Raw genomic sequence first — 21456 nt, 5'->3', positions numbered from 1 at the left:
CCGGTGCGATGCCGGGGCGATTAAAAAGCGATCAGCCACCGTTATGCCGGTGTTAGCCAGTGCCGGTAGGCGTCTAACTCGCCGCGCACTGCTTGGCGATAAAGATGCTGGAGCCGAGCCGTCACGCTATTCGCCGCCATCGGCTCGCTAAGGGGCGGCGCCCCGGCGCGAGTGCCGATTCTGCGCCCATCCAGCTCTCTTAGCGGCAGAATTTCGGCGGCGGTGCCGGTCAAAAATGCCTCATCGGCGGTGTAAAGCTCATCGCGGGTAATGCGCCGTTCTTTGACTTCGATGCCCAACACATCCCGGGCCAGTTGAATGACGCTATCCCGGGTGATGCCCTGCAGGCAGGAGGTCACTTCCGGGGTGTGCAGCACGCCATCACGCAGTAAAAAGACGTTCGCCGCCGAGGCCTCGGCCACGTAGCCTTCGGGGTCGAGCATGATGGTTTCATCAAAGCCCGCTTTGACTGCCGTGTTGAGCGCCAGCATCGAATTCACGTAGTGGCCGCTGGTTTTAGCACGGCAAAGGCTGATGTTGACGTGATGGCGCGCCCAGGAGGAGGTCAAGGCGCGCAGTCCGTGGGACGCTGCGTGCGGGGAAAGGTAGGGCCCTAAATCCCAGGCGGCAATCATGACATGAGTGGTCAGCCCTTGGGCACGCAGCCCCAGGCCTTCCGCGCCCAGAAACACGGTGGGCTTTAAATAGGCGCTGCTTAGCCCGTTTTTGGTCAGGCTCTCACGCTGAGCATCGATCAGTTCGGCTTCGCTAAACGGCAGCGGAATATCCAGCGCGTGGGCGCTTTCCACTAGCCTTCGCGTGTGCTCCGCCACCCGAAACAGCTGCGGGCCTTGCGGCCCTGCGTAGGCGCGCACGCCTTCAAAACAGCCCATGCCATAGTGCAGCGTATGGATGAACACATGCACTTTGGCGTCCCGCCAGGCCAGCCACTGGCCATCCTGCCAAATCCAGCCGTCACGATCATAAAGCGGTGTCATCGGGTCATTTGCTCCCACTGTTGTTGCCAGCCATCGATGAGCGCCTGCTGATGCGGCTGCAGCGCTTGGTAGCCCCAGGCGGCAATTTCATCGTTTTGCGGGTCGACTACAGCCGTGTGGCTGCCTGCGAGGGTTTGAATCACCGCGTGGCCGCAGAGCGGCACATAGCCTTCGGAGTAGCCGCCTTCATGCACCACCACCAGCTTGCCGCTGCAGCAGCGTTCTGCCACGGCCATGACGTGGGCCGTCATGGTGGCGAAGGCTTGGCTGTTGAGCAGCATCTTGCCGAGCGGGTCTTTGGCGCAGGCATCATAGCCGCAGGCCACCACGATCAGGTCGGGGGCGAACGCTTCCAGCGCGGGCAGCACCAGCATTTCCATGGCATACGCGTAGGCCCCTAGGCCACAGCCAGGAGGCAGCGGCAGATTCAGGTTGGCGCCTATCCCGGCTCCTTCGCCCTGCTCATCGAAACCACCGGTTTCCAGCGGGTAGTTGGCCGCTTGATGGATGGAAACGGTGAAGACATCGGGGTCGTGATAGAACGCCGCCTGCTGGCCGTTGCCGTGGTGAACGTCCCAATCGAGTATCGCCACGCGCTTGACTTGGCCAAGGGCGCGAGCACGCAGCACCGCCACGGGAATATTGCCCAACAGGCAGAACCCTCGGCCCTGGTCGGCTTCGGCATGGTGGCCCGGCGGGCGGCACAGCGCATAGGCGTTAGCCACCTCGCCCAGCGCCACGGCCTCCACAGCGGCAATGGCCAACCCTGCTGAGCGCGTCGCCGCCGCCCAACTGCCCGGCATGTAAGGCGCGCAGTCGCCGCCATTGCCGCCCTGGGCGTTGTCTCCTGCCTGCAGTTCATCCAGGTAGCACGGGGTATGAAAACGCTTAAGGTCGGACAGCGTGGCAGCGGGGGGCTTGACCACGTGCAGCTCGTCGATCAGCCCGCTGACTTCCAGGATATTTTTCAACCGCCGCTTACTCTCGGGGCTTTCCGAGGCGGCTTGGGGCTGCAGAAATTCGCCCGGCGCAGAGAATACGCCGATGGCACCCTGATCGTGCCAAAAGCAGCGCTCGTGCCAATAGAAACCGGTGCTGCTCATACGTTAAACCCCTGCATAAAGGCCGCCAGGTTGGCGCTTAAATGCTCGGTGGGGTAGCCACCCTCCTGCACGATGACCATGGGTAGCGCGAGCGCTCGCAGGCGTTTTCCCACCTCGATGAACGCCTCGGTTTCCACGTTGAGGCCCGCGAGCGGGTCCTCTTTATGGGCATCGAGTCCGAGTGCCACCACGACGGCATCCGGTTCAAAGCGCTGCAGGTGGTCGATCAGGATCGCCAGGGCATCCAAATAGACCTCGCCATCGCTGCCCACCGGCAGAGGGAGATTGACGTTGGCCCCTACACCTTCATCGCCGCCCTCTTCGTCCGCGCCGCCCCAGAAAAAGGGATAAAAATCACTCGGGTCAGCGTGCAGCGAGCCTGTCCATACGTCGCCCCTGGCGTAGAAAATATCCTGGGTGCCGTTACCGTGGTGCAGGTCCACATCGATGATCGCCACCTTGGCAAAACGTTCGCGCAGCACGGTGGCGGCCAGCGCCGAGTTATTCAGCAAACAAAAGCCGCCAGCCCGCTCCGGCCCGGCGTGATGGCCCGGCGGGCGGCATAGCGCATAGGCAACTTCCTCCCCCGCCAGCACGGCTTCAGCGGCTGCCTGAGCAGTGGCGGCGGAGGCCAGTGCGCCTTGAAAACTGGTCGCGCTAAGCGGGCAAGCCATATCGTGCAGGTGCCAGCCCGCTTGCCCAATGGGATGGCGGGGATAGTGGAAGCCGCCGCCGCAGGGGTGAATGTTGGGTGCCACGAACTCGGCGGCATTGGGCAGCGCCTGCCAGCGGGCGTAGATCGTTTCTAAAAACGTCAAATAGCGCGGCGTATGAATCTGCTCCAGGCGTTTACGCAGCGTGGGAGAGTCTGACTCCACTGGCGCAGTGAACACTAAGCCAGCCTTCGCTAACCCCTGCGTTAGCAGCTCGGCACGCACCGGGCCCTCTGGCGAGGCGGCGGGCTGGCCACGTAGCAGGAAGGTAGGCGGCGCATGCATCGCTTGGTCAGGGTGGTAAAAACACTTCATGAGTCGCAGTCCTTAGCTAGTCACAGCAGTGACGGTATCCAGGTAGAGAGCGCCGGGAAGGCCGCCAGCAGCACGATCACCACCAAGAACGAGACGTAAAACGGCAGCGATGCCACGATGGCCCGTTCGTAGGGCACCTCGGCTATTCGCGCGGCCGTCATTAGCGTCATTCCCACCGGCGGTGTAACGTTAGAGATATTGAGCACCACGATCATCAGGATAGCGAAGTGGAGCGGATCAAAGCCAAGCTGAATCATCGCGGGCACTAGCACTGGCGCAATGACCACCAGCGCGGGCAGTACGTCCATCACCGTTCCCACCGCCAGAAGCAGCAGGCAGACCAGCATCAGCTGCACGAAGGCCGCATCGCTAAAGGTGGTGATGATACTGGCCGCATCCCGAGCGATACCGGAGCGGGTCACGAACCAGCCCAGCACAGCCGAGGTGGCCAGCAGGAAAAACACCACCCCAGAAAAGCGCACGGTGGTGACGAGCGCCTCCCAGATTTTTCGCCACGTCAGGTTCCGGTAGAACACCACGCCGATCACGATGGCGTACACCGCCGCAAACCCCGACGCTTCGGTAATGGTCGTGAGGCCTGAGAGAATGCCGCCCAGAATGATCAACGGCACCACCAGCGCGGGTAGTGCCAGCACGAACGACATCATGGCCATTTTGAAGGGCGTGGGGGCTTGTTTCGGGTAGTTGCGCTTCCAGGCTAAAAAGAAGCTGACGCCCAACAATGCCAAGGCCATTAGCAAGCCAGGGATGATGCCACCGGCAAACAAGTCGATGACCGAAATATCCCGCAGCAACGTAGCGTAGACCACCATCACCACGCTGGGGGGAATGATCGGCCCGATGATCGACGAGCATGCAGTCACTGCCGCCGCATACTCCGCGTCGTACCCCTGCTTTTTCATTTCGGGAATCATGATTTTGCCGATGGCCACCGTATCGGTCACCGCTGCCCCCGTGAGGCCCGCAAAGAATACCGAGACCGAAATGTTCACGTGAGAAAGCGAGCCCCGTACTCGGCCAAACAGCGCATTGTTGAAGGCAATCAGCTTGTGGGTTAGCCCGCCCTGGTTCATTAGCTCAGCAGTGAAAATGAAGTAGGGTACGGCGATCAGCAGAAAGCCGGAAACGCCGGAGAACATGCGGTCGGCGATGATGCCGAGCATCCGTTCGCCGCCAATGGCAAAACCGCCCGCCAACCCGGACATCGCCATCACGACGGCTACCGGCGCGCCAATCAGTAGCAGGACGACGAACGCAATGATCGCAGGTGTCATGAACGGTGCTCCCTATCAGCGGTGTCGATAAGCTCGCCAATCACGTCCTGCTCGTCCATAAAGTGTTCTAGCAGTGCAAACCCATGCACCAAGTGCAGCAGCATCATCACGCCGCTTATCGGCACCACGATGGCAGTGACCTTGCTAGGAATGCGGATTTGGTCAGAGACCATGTACACCTGGGTGGCGCTAGTGAAGTAGTCCCAGCCATACCAGGTAAGCAAGAGTGCAAATAGGCCGATCACCGCTAGGCAGAGCCCGGCGGCCACCTGCACCATCACTTTTGGCAGGCTGCGTACTAGCAGTGTCATGGCGACGTGCTCGCCATAGCGCAGCGAAATCGTCATCGAGAGAAAACCAATCCAGGGCAAAAACAGCCGCGCCAGCGAGTAGGTCCAGCTCAGCGTGCTGCCCGTGATCAGTTTGTATAAAAATGCGGTAAAAGAGATGCCCAGCATCGCCAAAATACAGCCTACACACACCACGATAGCGACCTGATTGACCAGATCGCTCACGCGACGTAAAGGAGTCAAAACGCCCATGGCCATTCCTCACGCTGGGGCGTAGGGCCCCAGCGTTGATTACCGTTATTGTCCGTAAATTCGCAGATCATCTTCCGCTAGCTGCTGGCCCACGCGTTCGACCTCATCCAGCAGGCCCTGCACACGCGCTTCGTCCATTCCGAAGTCATTGACGATCCACTCCTGCCAGGCGGGGCGGGCAATCTCGGCCATGCGCTCACGTTCGGCATCGGGCATCAGATAGCAGGCCTCGAAACGCTCGCAGGACTCGACCCAACTGGCGGTGGCAAGGGCGCCCGACATGCCGTGGCTGAGCTGAATAGCCTCCCGTGCCGAGCTAATCACCGCCTGCTGATGGGATTCCGGCAGCGATTGGTACCAGGACTCGCTCACCATCCAGGGCGCGCTGTTATACACATGCCCGGTGAGCGTGGTGTAGTCGGTCACCGCATCGAAGTTGAACGTGGTATTGAGCACCGGCGCGTTGAACTGGCCATCGGCTAATCCGGTTTCCAGTGCGGTGATCAGCTCGCCCCAGGGCAGTGGCGTCGCGGAGGCGCCTAGCGAGCGCATGATGGCAACGTGGGCCGGGTTCTCTTCAGTACGAATATTGAGCCCTTCTAGGTCTTCCAGGGTCTCGATCAAGCGGACGTTGTTGGTGAAAGCCACGAAGCCGCCGCCGTCATCGAAGGTACCTAGATAGCGCATGTTTGCGGCCTCCACGGTGCCCGACATAAAGTCGGCAAACCACTCGCTATCGAAGAACGTCCACGCCTGCCGCCAGCTGGTAAAGAGGAACGGCGCGGTCACCGCTTGGTAGTCGCCATAGAACGACGACATGGCCCCGGCAGACATGATGGTGGACTGTAACGTACGGCCACCCTGCACTTCCGAGCCATTTTCTACTTCAGAACCGAGCTGGCCACCGCCGAAGATCGTCACTTCGAGATCGCCATCGGTGCGGGCTTCCACGAGATTCTTAAAATGCACCAGCGCCGGATAGATTTCGTTGTTGCTCATATCCTCCGGAAGTTGGGTCGCAATCACCATTTCATAAGATTGGGCCTGGGCCGTGTTGCTGGCAATGGCCAGCGGGAGGGCTGCTAGGGCAGTGAAGAGTAAAGAGCGCTTAGCGTTCATAACACACCTCGTTTTGGTTATTGATGGTCTTCGTTATGACTGGCGTTGCAGTGCTGCTGGCGTAGCGGCCTTTATTGTTGTTGTCTGGCCAGGCCTGCAGCGTGGTTTTATGAATGATGCTTGGGCAGTGACTCCCATAGTTCGATGGCGGCGGCGAGATCCTCAAGAGAAGCGCCTACCGATTTAAACAGCGTGATGGCCTCCTTACCCGAGCGCCCTGGTTTGGCCCCGGACAGCACCTCGGCCAGCTCCGCTTGAATGGCGTCAAACTGAAAAGCGCCCTCCTCGATGGCCTGCAGAATATCCCCCGCTTCGCCTTTTGCGCCTGAGTAGGTGTCTACGAACACCTGCGCGCGGCCTAAACACGCGGCATCGGTTTCGCGCATTTGTGGGCGAAACGCGCCGATTAAATCCACGTGCGTACCCGGCGTGAGCCATTCGCCTTTGATGATCGGTTGGGTGGAGAGCGTCACACAGCTGATGATATCGGCCTCCGCGACAGCGTCGGGTAACGCGTCTACCACCTGAGTAGCAAAGCGGTCTGCATACTCCTCGGCAATCGCGGCGGCTTTATTGGGATTACGGCCCCATATCAGCACCCGTTTGATGGGGCGCACGCTGGCGTGGGCTTCGATCACCATCGGAGCCAGTTTGCCAGTACCCACCACCAGCAGGGTGTCGGCATCTTCATTGGCCAATGCTTGAGCCGCCAGCGCCGAGGCGGCGGCGGTACGGCGGCGGGTTAGTTCGCTGCCATCGATACACGCCAACGGCTGGCCGTGTTTGCCTTCGCTGAGCAAGTAAAGCCCCGAAATAGCCGGAACACCGTGCTCGGCGTTTTGCGGAAACACGTTGACCATCTTCACACCGATATAGCCAGCAGCTTCCCAGGCGGGCATCAGCAGCATGGTGGCTTCGCCGTCGGGCCGGTGCATGGCGTGATGGTGGCGCGGTGGTGACTCCACTCCGTTCACAAAGGTATGCCGCAAACGGTCGATGACGCCCTGCCAAGTGAGATGCTGTGCGACTTCCGCTGCTGAAACGACCTGCATATCAAGCCTCCGGCAGCGCAGCGATGACCATGATTTCCACCTTCCACTCGGGCTTGGCCAATTTGGCTTCTACCGCAGCACGCACCGGTGGGCGACCAGGCACGACCCAGGCATCCCAGGCTTGGTTCATTTGGTCGAATTCCGCCATGCTGGTGACCCAGATTTGCGCCGAGATCAGCTGCTCTTTAGAGGTGCCTGCCTGGGCCAGCAGTTGGTCGATACGTGCTAACACCTGCTGCGTTTGTCCGCGCATATCGGCGGTGGCATCCGAGGGTACTTGGCCTGCGAGATAGACCGTGCCGTTATGCACGGCGACTTGGCTCATGCGGAGGTTGCTGTCTTGATAGGTCACGCCCATGGGGTCTCTCCAAGGAAGGTGGGGTTCCTCTTGAGACTACGACGATGCCTTGGCGTGTGCTTGCCCGAAACTCGGGTAAATTTGCCCGCAAGTCAGGCAGACAGGGACGTCAGCCATTAGCGGTCAGATGAGGGGGAAATCTCAAAGTAGCGCCGGTAGGCGCGGGAAAAGCTGCCCTGATCGCGAAAGCCCACCAGCATGGCAATATGGCCAAGGCTTAGCGCGCTATGTCGTACCAGCGTGCGCGCATGCTCTAGCCGCCTGCGCTGCACATAGGCCAGCGGCGTCACCCCGGTTAATTCACGAAAACAGCTGTGAAAGTGCCCAGGGCTCAATGCACACAGGGCTGCTAGCTGCTCGACACGTATGTCATCTGCCAGATGTTGGTCTAGCCAGGCATCCAAGCGCTCTAAATCCAGCCGCTCGCTAATACAGCGAACCCCGAGCTGGTCAGCCGTCTGTTTTGGCGCATCGTGCAGGTACATATAGAGCGCCCGCAGCAGCAGGACGGCGATTTCGTTTTGCAGCGCCGGGCACTGATCCAGCTGATGCGCCAGCGCATGGGTCAGCTGATTTAAAGCGGGTGGCACGGTAAAGAAGCGCGGCTTATCGAATAAGCGCTCGATCTCACTGCCCTTTTCCAGCGTGGCTAAGTGCTGCACAGGGATATCCAGCACCAGTGTTCGATTGCTGCCATCGCCTTGGTACTCGTGATGGCGCGATGAGGGGATCAAACAGCCTCGGCGAGCGGTGACCCGCTCACCCTGGCCTTCCATGGAGAGTTCAGTCACGCCACACGTCGCCAGTATCAACTGGTGAAAATCGTGAGTGTGTGCCACCTGTTCTTGCGCTAGGTTGCGGCTATGCAGCTCGAACTGGGACATGACCGTACCGTTCGGGAAGTGTGAGAAGAAGACTCCACTATAAAACGATCGCGGAATAAAAAGCGAGGGGGCGTTAACGCTTGGTTAACGCCCCCTCGCTACTGCCTTGAGATAACCGATCAGGCGTCGGGCAGTGCCGCGATGACCATGATCTCCACTTTCCACTCGGGCTTGGCCAGCTTGGCTTCCAACGCGGCGCGCACCGGCGGGCGACCCGGCACTACCCAGGCTTCCCACGCTTCGTTCATTTCTGCGAACTCGACCATGTCGGTGACCCACACCTGGGCAGAGATCAAGTGCTCTTTCGAGGTGCCCGCCTGCGCCAGCAGCTCATCGATACGCGCCAACACCTGCTCGGTTTGCCCACGCATGCCCACCGTGGTATCCGTCGGCACTTGGCCCGCAAGGTAGACGGTACCGTTATGAATGGCCACTTGGCTCATACGCGCATTGCTTTCGTGATAGGTCACGCCCATGGGGGTATCTCCAGCGAAGAGGTGTCTGTTATTGCGTTGATATGCCACAAAGCACCGCCTTTATACGATGCTTGGCAGGATTCAACAATAGATAGGGCGCGGCTGGGTGATGATGGATTGAGGGAATCACGTGGGGGGCAAATTAAAAACCCCAGGCTGCCGGAAGGCCGCCTGGGTTTTTTTTAGTTACAAATTAGGTAATGATGGAGTAGTTGGTGTTCCAGTTTTCACCAGAACCAGAGAAGCCATCGAGATTCAAATTGTCGAAGGTTGCTAACACGCCTAAGCTGTCGCCTGTAACACTATTTTCTTCTACCGCCTCCACTCGCAGTAATAAAGCATCATCAAGGTTGTCTTGCGTATCGCTATTACCTGCCAACAAATAAATCACTTCGCCAGTTTGAAGCCCAAGCTCACTAAGCCAATTAGCGCCGTTTGCGCCAAATTCAGCAGTTGTAAACACAGCAAAAGCAACATCAGTGTCAGCTAATGTCGCACTATCGACACCATCTTCAGTGACATCATATTTCCCGAAGCCAGCACTATAAACATTGTCGCTAACATTGCTCATATCGTAACCACGAAGCATTTCAACGTCACTAGTCTCTAGCTCGATGAACAGCTCATCTCGACCTAGAGCCTCCCCCACTCGAAAATCGGTAATAAGTTCAACATCACCGTCCGGCTGCCCATTGATGGCAAACGTTTTAGAGAGTTGGTCAATGCTGCCGCCTGGGGAAAGCTCTGGACGCTCTTCAAACCCGTCTGGGTCTAATTCCAACGCTAAGCTTTGCCTCTCTCCAGGCTCGAGATCATCATCAACAACGTAAATAGTGGCAGCTTCGCTGACTAAAAATGCGGCTGGATCATCCCTACCAGCAATATTCTGTGTATAAATGTTATCAAACGTATCTTGAACGATCCAAGAGGTTAGCGAAGATAGCGACACGTCACTATTGACCGCGCCATCAATCAGCGTTGTCGCCGTATCGTAGAGGCGCTCTGCGGCATGAACATCTAGAGCGCCTGCCTCAAAGAGCGCCGCTCCAGTATCAATCGCATAGGTAGCGGGAATATCTTCGCCACTGAGAAAGCGCTCTACCAGCTCACCCAAGGGATAAGAGACCGTCAAGCCATCCTGATTGAAGTTATCTAAAACGCTTAGTGCTTCAAAATCCTCATAACCAATTTCTGGCACATCGACACGTACACTATCAGCACCTGTCACTGCGACTTCATCAATAGCGCCAATAAGAGTATCTGCAGTATCGACTACTGCCCAACTGAAGAGTGCACTGCGATCTAAATCATCACTATTGCTAGCAACAGCCAACACAGAATTAACCGTCCCTAACAGTGCATTTACCTGATCAACTGACAGTGTATTGGCTGGGCTGTACACTGTTGAAGATTCTATTTGATAACTACCAGGGCGTGCAGTGGTGCCTTCAGGTAGCACGCCGCCACCATCTACGAATTCAACCGCTTGCTGCAACGTATACTCGACACTTGCCGTATCAAGGATCACATTCTCCAAGACCAAGAATGCCTCATACTGCTCAGGAGTGAGCGTTGCGCCAGCCGATAGGTCGAGGGTAATGCTATCAGCACCAGTCACCCACGCCTCTGCCCGTGCATTGAATAACTCCACAGAGCCAGCATCAGCAATCGTCCACGTTTGAAGCTGCTCAACCGACACGTCATTTCTGTTAATCGCGCCGTTCACGATTTCTTGTGTTTCTGTATAGCGCGCTTCGGCTGATGATACGCCTGATAAATCAAAATTTGGAATATTTCCATCAGAGAGGATTTGATAATTCTCGGTAATCCTCTCGATCTGAGAAAGTTCAAGGGTTTCAGTAAAAATGAAGCTAACCGGCGTATCACCCAGGACAAAATTCGAAAAATCACGTATCAGGGTTTGTGCATTAGATGAAGTAATCACATCATCACTAACATACACTTCTATGGCACCAGAAATGTTCTCATTGGTGTTGCCAGCAGTTAATATCGCAGCAGCAGTGTCTAGCACTGTCCAGCTATAAAGCTCATCCAAAGCTGTGCTATCTAATCGCGCATTCCTTGCAGACTGCTCGCTTTCATCCACAATTAAACTAACGGCATTTCTGTACTCTAAAGCCTGATCAAGAGACAGTTCTTCCGCCAAGTAGGGTGTTGAATCATCAATAATATAATTCGCCACCAATTCACTATTGTCTTCTCGATAAATATCCACCGCTTCTTCGAGCGTATACGACTGAATTTCAAACTCAGGAATTTGCTCCAGAATGCCATATTGCTCAAACGTAATAACTGCCGTGTCGTTTATTTCGACCAGCGTCGCTTCGCGTATGTGTGGAGGATGTTGATTACCGTTATTAGCGTAAGCTGTAACAATATTAGACGCGCTATCTAAAACGCTCCACCTATAAATATCCTTCACATCGAGGGGATCACTGCTGCGGTCTACAAGTGTCTGAACAGCGCTGTAATATTCTGCAGCCAAGACTACATTGATGTTGCCCCCGCCCAGCGAGTCATTGATTTCAAATACATCTTCAGTGAAGAAGAAACGGTCAGCGAGTTCATCGGGATCAGCAAAAGTGTTCGCAGTCTCATCAAATACGTAAGCAAGTGTATATTCGACTTGGTTATAACCAAAACCATTTTCGCCCAACGCGGCTACTAAGTCGTCATACTGATCAGCTAATATATTTTCTTCACCATTTTCATCTGGTGCGTTTGCAGCAAAAATAGAAACTTCTTCCGAATTCGTAATCCCTGCACTCGCCAGAACTTCAGGAAGTGCAGAACCAGCATTTTCAATCTCGTCAAGAATATTTCTTGCGGTATCCCTGATGGTCCACTCATACAGCGTACCAAATTCCGCAGCAGAACGTCCTACAGCACCATCTAGAACTCTTTTGACGAGTGCAATTTCATCTAAGGCATCTGCAACACTTAAAGGATTATCGGATTTTATGTAGCGTGCATCACTATCAGTAATTGAGTAAAACTCACTGGGGGCTAGCACATCGCCTCCCCCGGCTCTCACTGCTCCTACCGCCGCTTCCAGGTTCGCATAGGTAACGGTGGTTTTGACTGCGTCTTCCCCTGCATCTAAGCGCAGCGTATTCCCTAACACCCCCAATAGTTCTTCGTACTGAGCTTGAGTGATGGTCGCGCCTAAAACGCGAACTGTTTGGGCGTTCACAATGGCATCGTCGTCAAACGCATTATCATCCGGGTTTTCGTTACTGATCCCATTGATCAAGTTGCCAATGCTGTCTTCGACCTGCCACACCACTGCATCGCTGCCGAGTAGCGCAGTCCGGTTCTCTGCACCCGCGATAATGGCGAAATAGCTCGCTCCCTGGGCGACGGTCCAAACGTCGTTAAACGATGTTTCCAGGTCGATCACATAGTCGGCAACCAGGGGGCCATTGCCAGCATCAATGACATAGATGGCGTTAGCCAACGTGTATTCCACTAACTCACCGAGGCGAACGTAGTTGAAATCCGCCGCGCTTAGCGCTTCGAACTGTGCAATGGTAATGATGTCGTCACTAACGTTGACTGCATCTGCTCGAGTGAGATGAGGAACATTACGCGCTTCTAAAATCGAGGAAGCGCTATCGACGACCGTCCAGTTGAACAGCGCATCGGCGTTGGGTGTTTGAGTGTTAAGGGCGCCATCGAGGATTCGTTCTACCGCTGCCAGCCTTGTGGCGGCGGCGTCGACGCTGACTTCACCAGCTTCAAAGGGCACGGTGGTGTCGATGTCGTAATTGGCGGCTAGCTCATCTGCATTGACGGCGTTTTCCAGCGTATAGCGAACGATGGTCGTACCCAGCTCGAAGTTGTCCAGCGTCTTGAGCTGGTCGAATTGAGCGGACGTGATCACTCGATCTTTCGCTGATACTTGGTTGGCTTCGATCACGTGGCCTTGGTCTAAATCAGCGATTATCCAACCAACGTCATCGCGAATGACCCACTCGAACAGCGTAAGTGGCGGCTGGTTGTTAGCGCCTTCCAGTACCCGACTAACGTTGGCAAATTCGGTTTCCGCTTCGTCCACGGTCACCGTGCCTGCGTTCAGCACTGCCTGAAGGTCGATGATGTAGTTGCTGGCGAGAGGATCGGCAGCCAGCGCTTCGGCCAGCGTGTAATCGACCTCGGTCTCGCCGAGCACGAAGTTAGGCAACGCATTGAGCTGTACGAACTGCGCAGGGGTAATGATCGCTTCCGTCACGCTGATGCTATTGGCTTCGGCAATTTGTGGGCGTGCGGAGGGCGTTCCTAAAATCGTGGCAAGGCTATCGACGATATTCCACTCTAGGAGCAGATCACGGGTGAGATTGTCGCTGTCAGTGTTTTGGGCGAGATCCAGTAGCACACGCGTGCTATCGATCAACTCAGCAGCCTCACGCACGGTTAAGTCACCCGCGGAGAAAGGCCTACTTGGGTTGAGCGTGTAGTTAGCAGGCATTACGTCGGTCGCCAACGCTTGTTCCAACGTGTACGGCACGACCGTGCTGCCCAGATCGAAATTATCCAAGGTATTGAGATCAGCGAACTGATCAGGACGGATGGTGGTGTTGGTGAGCGTCACGCTTTGCGCCCCAACGACCTCAGGGCGACCTAGACCACCGCTCACCAACACATCTTCGGCATCCGCGCGAATCGACCACGTATAAATATCGCCTAATGCAATGGGGGCAGTCGCCACATCGAAGTCGCCCGCCAGCACGGTTTCGACCAACGCCAGCTGGTTGCCTGCAGCCGTCAACCCCAACGTACCTGCCGCAAACGGCTGATTGGGGTTGATCAAGTAGTTCGCCGGAAGTTCGTCATTGGCCGCCAGCGCCACTGCTTGTTGTAGCGTTAGATAAGGTACCTCGGCACGGGTACCGATCGTGTCGGAAAGGTCGCTATTCGGGTCTTGAGCATTTCTTTGCGCGTCCCGAAGCGGGTTATTGTTGCCGTCTCGGTAGGCATCGATATTAAGGCCGTCACTGGCGTTATCGATGGCGTCCAGTGCCTGCTTTACTTGGCCAGCAATGGAAGGAAGGCCCAACGCATCGGCCATTTCCTGATTGGTCAACTCCCGGCCAGCGTCGCTCGCTTGATTGAAGGCAGTTCCCAGCCGCGAGAGCGCATCGGCACTGCTAATCCCTGCCGTAGCCGCCATGGCCAACAGGCTTGCCACTTTGACACCCGCAATGAGCAGATCCAGATTAGGCGATGCCTCTGCCAACGGATCTGTCGTCATCAGATCGATTCGCTGGTCGAGGCCAAGCGCCGTTTTGATCGCCGTTTGGGCATCAGCATCGTTCAAGCCGAACTGTTGCGAGAGCTGCACCATCAGGGTGGTCAACGGGGTAATCACCGTCGCATCTTCCGGTGCCCGTAATACGCCGGTAAACGGCAACCCTGTGGAGATATCCACACCACCAGTGGCAGTCAAGATACCGCTGCCCTGCAAACCACTGAAGAAGCCATCGTCATTCGTGGTGACTTGATTCGAGTTGACGGCACGCGTCACGGTGGCCCCGGAAATATACCCATCGACCACATAGCCGCTGATGGTGGCAGGACCACCATCACCACCGCCACCGCCGCCTCCACCGCCCGCAGCGGCAGCCCCTACCGCAATGGCGCCGCCGCCGACATACAGCCAGGGGGGAATATCACCAAACGAGCTGACTGGCTCGCTACTACTGCTTGCGGTACTCGGGAAGCTGCTGGTGCTCGACGGCTGATTGGCGAAAGACGCGCTAGGCACGAATAATAAGTTGCCGAAATCTTCGCCGCTGGCAATACCTTGTTGAAGGGCATTGCTAGGGCTGATGAGAAATAGATCGCCCTGCTGGACCAGCGCGCCGCGCTCGATGACCATTTGCGTGCCGTCGGGACGGGTGATCAAGACATTGCCGTCGGGCAAGAGTTCCCAGGTCTGAACGTCGGGAAGCTGGCTAAGCGGGACGAGAAGACCGCTATCATTGCCCAGTAGCTCCATCAGCGAATCGATATCGACGACGACACGGCCGTTTTCCAGCGCCACATCCGCGGCGGCCATGTCGATACGCTGACCGCTGTTCATGATGAGCGTTAGACTACCGTTAGGTTGGCGAATCACTTCCGCCACCCCTTGTAGATCATTGACGGCGACCATTGGGTCGGCCAGCGCCTGCTGTGCGAGTAACGGCAGCACCAACGTCGCGGCCATCCCCCCTTGCTTCAATGCTTTTTGGTTGTTGGCCATCCAGCGACGAACGAAGGCCATGCGCTCTTGAGGATCAGCCGGAACGTCGATACGCACCACGTCGTCACGTGTATTGGCCAGTGAGTCCCAGTCGCTTTGGGCTTCTTGATGGCTGACCCTGACACCGTTGAGCAGATGGCCACTCATAACTCCGGGCCGCGTTGACTTAAGCATATCGGCTGATGACTTCGCCATTGAGCACATCTCCACTAAAGATTCGCAAGCGCGTTGCGCCAAACGTTTTTATGTAAGTCTGGCGTTGACCGCCTTAGCGCTCTCATCCGTCGTGGATGACGAGCAGCCATAAAAAATTGATCCGAGTATTTCATAAAAAAGCAGGAAACAAACCTGCAATAAGGCGGGGTAATCCCGTTCTTCCCGCGATTAGAGGAGAGCATCGCGGGCAAAAACATCAGCACGGCTTGAGAGGCAGGCACAAAAAAAGGCCTAGCAATAAACGCTAGGCCTTTGATGTTGGTGCCGGTGGCCAGACTCGAACTGGCACACCCGTAAAGGCGGCGGATTTTGAATCCGCTGCGTCTACCAATTCCGCCACACCGGCAATGGAGGCGAATTATACGCAGATCGCCCGTCAAGTCAATCACATCGCTGACTTTATCGACCTAAAGCGCTATCCTAGGCGGCCTGTTCGACCACTGAAAGAGCTTTTTTCACATGCAGCGCGCGGATTTCCATTTCGAGCTACCCGATGAGTTGATTGCCCGCTATCCGTCCGAACGGCGCAGCGATTGCCGATTACTGTGTGTGGATGGCCAAAACGGCGCGCTGGACCACCGCCGTTTTCCCGATTTGTTGGACCTGCTGGAACCCGGCGATCTGTTGGTCTTCAACGACACCCGAGTGATTCCCGCCCGCCTGCACGGCCACAAGGCCAGCGGGGGTAAGGTGGAAATGCTGCTGGAGCGTCCGCTGGATAGCCACCGCGGACTGGCGCATCTTCGTTCGAGCAAGTCGCCCAAGCCGGGCACCGAGCTGATTTTCGAAGGCGACATCCACGCCGTGGTCGAAGGCCGCCGCGACGCCCTATTCGAGCTGCGCTTTTTAGGCGACACGCCGATGATCGCGCTGCTGGAAAAGCACGGCCATATGCCGCTGCCCCCCTACATTACCCGGGAAGACGAGCTAAGCGACCGTGAGCGCTACCAAACCGTCTACGCTCGCCGAGACGGGGCCGTCGCAGCACCGACTGCTGGGCTCCACTTCGACCAGCCGCTGCTGGACGCCCTGGCCGAAAAAGGCATCAACAGTGCTTTCGTGACGCTGCACGTTGGTGCGGGCACCTTCCAGCCGGTGCGGGTGGATAACATCCTCGAACACCACATGCACAGCGAGTGGATCGAGGTGACTGACGCGACCTGCCAACAGATTCGCGAGACGCAAGCCGCCGGTAAACGCGTGATCGCCGTGGGAACGACGAGCGTTCGCTGCCTGGAGAGCGCTTGCATGAAAAGTAGCGATGGCCAGATAGCGCCGTTCAGTGGCGATACCGACATCTTCATTTACCCCGGCTACGAGTGGCGCTGCGTGGATGCTCTGATTACCAATTTCCATCTACCCGAATCCACCCTATTGATGCTGGTATCGGCGTTCGCGGGCTATGAGCACATCATGCAGGCCTACCGCACGGCAGTTGAAGAGCGCTACGCCTTCTTCAGCTACGGCGATGCGATGCTGCTGACCCGCTAACCGACGCGCTTACCGATTGAACAACGAGTTATTGTGATGCGAAACGAATGCTTCATGCGCTTCGAGCGCTTAGCCGAGGATGGCCGCGCGCGTCGTGGCCGTTTGCACTTCCCCCGTGGCACGGTGGAAACCCCTGCGTTCATGCCGGTCGGCACCTACGGCACGGTCAAGGGCATGACGCCCGAGTCGGTCAAAGAGATCGGCGCAGAGATCATCCTGGGCAATACCTTCCATCTCTGGCTACGCCCCGGCACCGAGGTGATCGAAGCTCACGGCGACCTGCACGACTTCGCCCAGTGGGATAAGCCGATCCTGACCGACTCCGGCGGCTTCCAGGTGTTCTCGCTGGGCGAGATGCGCAAGATCACCGAGCAGGGCGTGCATTTCCGCTCGCCGGTGGACGGCAGCAAAGTGTTTATGGGTCCGGAAGAGTCCATGGCGGTGCAGCGCTCGCTGGGCTCTGATGTCGTCATGATCTTCGACGAGTGCACGCCCTATCCGGCCACGTTCGAAGAGGCCGAAAAATCCATGGAACTATCGCTGCGGTGGGCCAAGCGCTCCCGGGATGCCCACGGCGACTCGCCCTCTGCCCTGTTCGGCATCATCCAGGGCGGCATGCACCCAGAGCTGCGTGAGCGCTCGCTCAAGGGGCTGTTGGAGATCGGCTTCGATGGCTTGGCCATCGGCGGCCTCTCGGTGGGCGAGCCCAAAGAGGAAATGATCAAGGTCCTCGACTACCTGCCCACTTGGATGCCCGACGACACGCCCCGTTACTTGATGGGCGTGGGCAAGCCAGAGGACCTCGTCGAAGGCGTACGTCGTGGGGTGGATATGTTCGACTGTGTGATGCCCACGCGTAACGCGCGTAACGGCCACCTGTTCACCTCCGAAGGCACCGTCAAGATCCGCAACGCCAAGCACCGTTTCGATACCCGTCCGCTGGATGAAGAGTGCGATTGCCACACCTGTCAAAACTTCTCCCGTGGCTATCTGCATCACCTGGATCGCTGCAATGAAATGCTCGGTTCCATGCTCAATACGATCCATAACTTACGCTACTACCAGCGGGTGATGGCTGATTTGCGCGCGGCAATCGAAGCGGGTACATTGACGACCTTTGTGGAAAGCTTCTATGCAAGGCGCGGCCTCCCGGTGCCACCCCTTGCGGGCGCTGAGTCCTAATCCTTTTATGGCCGCCCGCCGTTGCGGGTGGCATGACCCACTCACCCATTGAGTGTTCTAACCCAGGAGTTCCCTGCAATGCTGGATTTCTTCATCTCACCAGCCCATGCCCAAGAAGCCGCCGCTGGCGGTGGCATCGCGCAAATCGTCATGCTGGTCGGCTTCGTGCTGATCTTTTACTTCCTGCTGTGGCGTCCGCAAGCCAAACGTGCCAAGCAGCACAAGCAGTTGGTATCGGGTCTAGCCAAGGGCGATGAAGTCGTGATTGGCGGCGGTTTGGTTGGCCGCGTGACCAAAGTCAGCGACGAGTTCCTGACCCTGGAAGTCTCTGAAGGTACCGAAGTCAACGTGCAGAAAAACGCCGTGGCCGCCGTACTGCCTAAAGGCACCATTAAGTCCATCTAACGCTTGCACTCCCCCCTGCCGACCCAGTGCCAGCCACCCCGGCAGGGGTGACATGGTAGCGTCGATGGTGAACGTTGCTGTGCGCAGCCTGTCTGTGCACAGCGATTCCGTTTGTAATTGAAGGCAGGGCTTGCATGCTCAACCGTTACCCCCTGTGGAAGTATCTGCTGATACTGGTCGTCCTGGTGGTTGGCCTTATCTACTCGCTTCCCAATCTATTCCCCGCAGATCCCGCCATTCAGGTGAGCGATGCACAAGGCAACGCCCTGGATGAACGGCAGATTACCCGTGTCGAAGAAGCGCTCAGCGAGAGCGATATCGCCGTCAAAGCCGTCGAAGAGACCAACGGTCAGTGGCTGATTCGTTTACAGAGCGATGACGACCAGCTCGACGCCCGTGACATCGCCGCCGACGTGCTGGGCCCCAACGCCACCGTTGCCCTCAACTTGGCCGATGCCACCCCTGAGTGGCTGCAAGCGTTTGCGGCCTCCCCCATGACGCTGGGCCTCGATTTACGCGGCGGTGTTCACTTCCTGTTGGAAGTGGATATGGAGGCGGCGCTAACACAACGCCTCGAAGTGAACGCCAGCGCCATGCGTGAGTTACTGCGCAGCGAGCGTATTCGCTACCGCAACACCACCATTGACGACCGCTCGCTGTCGATCGACTTCGCCAGCAGCGAAGACCGCGACGCCGCCCGCCGTTTGATCAGCCGCGACTTCCCCAACTTCGAGTACACCAACGAAGGGGATGGCCGCGCTTCGAGCCTGGTCATGACGCTAAGCGACATGACGGTCAACGAAATCCAGGACTATGCGATCAACCAGAACTTGACCACGCTGCGTAACCGGGTGAACGAGCTGGGCGTCGCCGAACCCATGGTGCAGCGCCAAGGCCCGAGCCAAATCGTGGTCGAACTGCCGGGCGTGCAGGACACCGTGGCCGCCAAGCGGATCGTCGGTGCGACGGCCAACCTCGAATTTCGTCTCGAGGCGCGCAACGATACACCGGATGCCGAAACCGAACGCTTCGAGTTTCGCAACGATCCCTCTCGTTCGGCAGAGCTGATGCGCGATGTGATCATCACCGGTGACAGCGTTTCCAGCGCCAGTAATAGCTTCGACGAGAACGGCCGCCCTCAGGTCAACATCAACCTGGACGGCACCGGCGGTACGCTGATGAACCGCGCCACGCGCACCAACATCGGGCGCAACATGGCGGTGCTGTTCATCGAGCATAAAAGCGAAGACCGCATCGAAGTCGACCCGGAAACCGGCGAAGAGACCATCGTTCGTGAGCCCTACACCGAGCGTGGCCTGATCAGCTTGGCGACCATTCAAAGTGCGCTGGGCAACAGCTTCCGCATCACTGGTCTCGACTCCCCCACCGAAGCTGCCGAACTCGCTCTGCTGCTGCGTTCCGGCTCGCTCGCAGCGCCAATCTACTTCGTGCAAGAGCGCACCATCGGGCCCAGCCTGGGCGCAGAAAACATCGAACGCGGCCTGCTCTCGGTTCAGATCGGCTTACTGTTGGTCGTGCTGTTCATGCTGGTGCGTTACAAAGTATTTGGCGTGTTTGCCAACGTGGCGCTGGCGCTCAACTTGACGCTGCTGGTCGCGGTGATGTCGATGCTAGGCGCCACGCTCACGCTGCCAGGCATTGCCGGTATCGTGCTGACGCTCGGGATGGCGGTGGATGCCAACGTGCTGATCTTCGAGCGGATACGCGAAGAGCTGCGTAACGGCATGTCGATTCAGCAGGCCATTTATGCGGGCTACGAGCGTGCCTTTACCTCGATCGTGGATGCCAACATTACCACCTTGCTAGTGGCAGTGATTCTGTTCTCGATTGGTACCGGCCCGGTAAAAGGCTTTGCCGTTACGCTCTCTATCGGCATTTTGACGTCGATGTTCACTGCGCTGCTGGTCACGCGTGCCATGGTCAATCTGACCTACGGTGGCAAGCCCGTCAAAAAGCTGTGGATCTGATATCGATGAGATCACAACACGCGCTCAGCAAAGAATTTAAGAGGTGGTCATGAAACCCCTAACCCAACTGCGCATCGACTTCATGGGACGGCGCAACCTGGCGTTCATCGTCTCGGCGGTGATGCTGATCGTCTCGATCGGTGCCATCGTCTTCCAGCAGCTCAACCTGGGGCTGGACTTCACGGGCGGCACCCTGGTGGAGGTTCGCTACGGCACCGCTCCCTCCCTGGATGCCATACGGCAACTGCTAGAAAGCAGCGGCTTCCAAGATGTATCGGTGCAGACCTTTGGCGCGTCGACGGAGGTCCTGATTCGCTTACAGCAAGCCTTCGATGGTGATGTGGGTAACGACGTCGTCAACCTCCTGCGGGCCAACGGCGATAGCGTCAATCTGGTACGCGCCGAGTTCGTCGGCGCCCAAGTCGGCGATCAGCTTCGCGACCAGAGTGGTCTGGGGCTGCTCGTGGCACTGGGCGTGGTCATGCTCTACGTGGCTTTTCGCTTTCAGTACAAGTTCGCACTCGGTGCTCTATTGGCCTTGCTGCATGACGTCATCATTGTCGTTGGGGTGTTTGCACTGTTCCAGCTCGACTTCGATCTGACGGTGCTGGCGGCGATTCTCGCAGTCATCGGCTACTCGCTAAACGACACCATCGTCGTGTATGACCGCATCCGCGAGACGATTCGCACCTCGCGTATCGACGACATGCCGCAGATTTTCAACGAAGCACTGAACGCCACGCTGTCACGCACGCTGGCGACATCGGGCACGACCGTTCTGGTCTTGCTGGCGCTACTAATGCTTGGTGGCGACATGATCGAGAACTTCGCCATCGCTTTATTAGTGGGTATCGTGGTGGGCACGTTCTCGTCTATTTACATCTCCGGCGCCCTGCTGATTCCGCTGAAGCTCTCTCGGGAAGACCTCATTCCTACCAAGAAAGAAGTGGATGAAGAGGAAGAAGAGCTGCCCTAATCATGGGATAGCCGCCAACGAAAAGGCCCTGCCGGACACCCGGCAGGGCCTTTTTACTATCATTGACGACGTACCATC

The 21456-nt window shown here is 57.3% G+C and carries 16 protein-coding genes and 1 tRNA gene; 5 read left to right on the top strand and 12 right to left on the bottom strand.

The genetic code is table 11. The features are described from left to right. Positions 1 to 41: 41 nt before the first annotated feature. From GYM47_RS03330 to GYM47_RS03275, 12 genes are all read right to left on the bottom strand, one after another. Positions 42 to 998, bottom strand: coding sequence for a branched-chain amino acid transaminase (locus GYM47_RS03330; RefSeq protein ID WP_153843993.1), 957 nt, complete (start codon positions 996 to 998; stop codon positions 42 to 44). Further along, positions 995 to 2101 (bottom strand): class II histone deacetylase, encoded by a 1107-nt coding sequence (locus GYM47_RS03325; protein WP_153843992.1) that lies wholly within the window; start codon positions 2099 to 2101, stop codon positions 995 to 997. Before GYM47_RS03325 ends, GYM47_RS03330 begins: the two co-directional genes overlap by 4 nt. After that, entirely contained in the window at positions 2098 to 3129 is a 1032-nt protein-coding gene (locus tag GYM47_RS03320) for a histone deacetylase family protein (RefSeq protein ID WP_153843991.1), read from the bottom strand. The genes GYM47_RS03325 and GYM47_RS03320 overlap by 4 nt, the downstream gene beginning before the upstream one ends. Before the next feature lie 20 nt (positions 3130 to 3149). Further along, entirely contained in the window at positions 3150 to 4424 is a 1275-nt protein-coding gene (locus GYM47_RS03315; RefSeq protein ID WP_153843990.1) for a TRAP transporter large permease, read from the bottom strand. Then, a complete protein-coding gene (locus GYM47_RS03310; RefSeq protein WP_139525070.1) occupies positions 4421 to 4966 on the bottom strand; it encodes a TRAP transporter small permease in 546 nt (181 codons plus the stop codon). The genes GYM47_RS03315 and GYM47_RS03310 overlap by 4 nt, the downstream gene beginning before the upstream one ends. 45 nt (positions 4967 to 5011) lie before the next feature. Next, a complete protein-coding gene (gene dctP / locus GYM47_RS03305; protein WP_139525069.1) occupies positions 5012 to 6085 on the bottom strand; it encodes a TRAP transporter substrate-binding protein DctP in 1074 nt (357 codons plus the stop codon). A 107-nt stretch (positions 6086 to 6192) separates the two neighbouring features. Further along, positions 6193 to 7137 carry a bifunctional Delta(1)-pyrroline-2-carboxylate/Delta(1)-piperideine-2-carboxylate reductase gene (lhpI, locus tag GYM47_RS03300; protein WP_153843989.1) on the bottom strand — a complete coding sequence of 315 codons (945 nt, stop codon included), beginning with the start codon at positions 7135 to 7137 and terminating at the stop codon, positions 6193 to 6195. Between the two features lies 1 nt (position 7138). Continuing rightward, positions 7139 to 7495 (bottom strand): RidA family protein, encoded by a 357-nt coding sequence (locus tag GYM47_RS03295; RefSeq protein WP_153843988.1) that lies wholly within the window; start codon positions 7493 to 7495, stop codon positions 7139 to 7141. 116 nt (positions 7496 to 7611) lie between these two features. Then, positions 7612 to 8379: a helix-turn-helix transcriptional regulator gene (locus tag GYM47_RS03290; RefSeq protein WP_153843987.1), complete on the bottom strand. Its 768-nt coding sequence runs from the start codon at positions 8377 to 8379 to the stop codon at positions 7612 to 7614. A 119-nt stretch (positions 8380 to 8498) separates the two neighbouring features. Further along, positions 8499 to 8855: a RidA family protein gene (locus GYM47_RS03285; protein WP_153843986.1), complete on the bottom strand. Its 357-nt coding sequence runs from the start codon at positions 8853 to 8855 to the stop codon at positions 8499 to 8501. A 193-nt stretch (positions 8856 to 9048) separates the two neighbouring features. After that, positions 9049 to 15315 (bottom strand): calcium-binding protein, encoded by a 6267-nt coding sequence (locus GYM47_RS03280; RefSeq protein ID WP_153843985.1) that lies wholly within the window; start codon positions 15313 to 15315, stop codon positions 9049 to 9051. 280 nt (positions 15316 to 15595) lie between these two features. Then, positions 15596 to 15682, bottom strand: a tRNA-Leu gene (locus GYM47_RS03275). A 113-nt stretch (positions 15683 to 15795) separates the two neighbouring features. On the opposite strand from GYM47_RS03275, the gene queA reads away from it, so the two are divergent. From queA to secF, 5 genes are all read left to right on the top strand, one after another. After that, entirely contained in the window at positions 15796 to 16827 is a 1032-nt protein-coding gene (gene queA / locus GYM47_RS03270; RefSeq protein WP_139525064.1) for a tRNA preQ1(34) S-adenosylmethionine ribosyltransferase-isomerase QueA, read from the top strand. A gap of 54 nt (positions 16828 to 16881) precedes the next feature. Continuing rightward, positions 16882 to 18009, top strand: coding sequence for a tRNA guanosine(34) transglycosylase Tgt (gene tgt / locus GYM47_RS03265; protein ID WP_153844005.1), 1128 nt, complete (start codon positions 16882 to 16884; stop codon positions 18007 to 18009). Positions 18010 to 18087: 78 nt separating this feature from the next. After that, on the top strand, positions 18088 to 18414 hold the full coding sequence (gene yajC, locus GYM47_RS03260) for a preprotein translocase subunit YajC (protein ID WP_044628915.1): 327 nt from the start codon (positions 18088 to 18090) through the stop codon (positions 18412 to 18414). Between the two features lie 134 nt (positions 18415 to 18548). Next, a complete protein-coding gene (gene secD, locus GYM47_RS03255) occupies positions 18549 to 20402 on the top strand; it encodes a protein translocase subunit SecD (RefSeq protein WP_139525063.1) in 1854 nt (617 codons plus the stop codon). 49 nt (positions 20403 to 20451) lie between these two features. Continuing rightward, complete coding sequence (gene secF, locus GYM47_RS03250; RefSeq protein WP_139525062.1) at positions 20452 to 21378, top strand: protein translocase subunit SecF; 927 nt, start codon at positions 20452 to 20454, stop codon at positions 21376 to 21378. The last annotated feature ends 78 nt before the right edge of the window (positions 21379 to 21456 follow it).

The sequence above is a fragment of the Vreelandella piezotolerans genome (assembly GCF_012427705.1).
GTDB lineage: Bacteria > Pseudomonadota > Gammaproteobacteria > Pseudomonadales > Halomonadaceae > Vreelandella > Vreelandella piezotolerans.
This window is presented reverse-complemented; position numbering and strand designations above follow the sequence as displayed.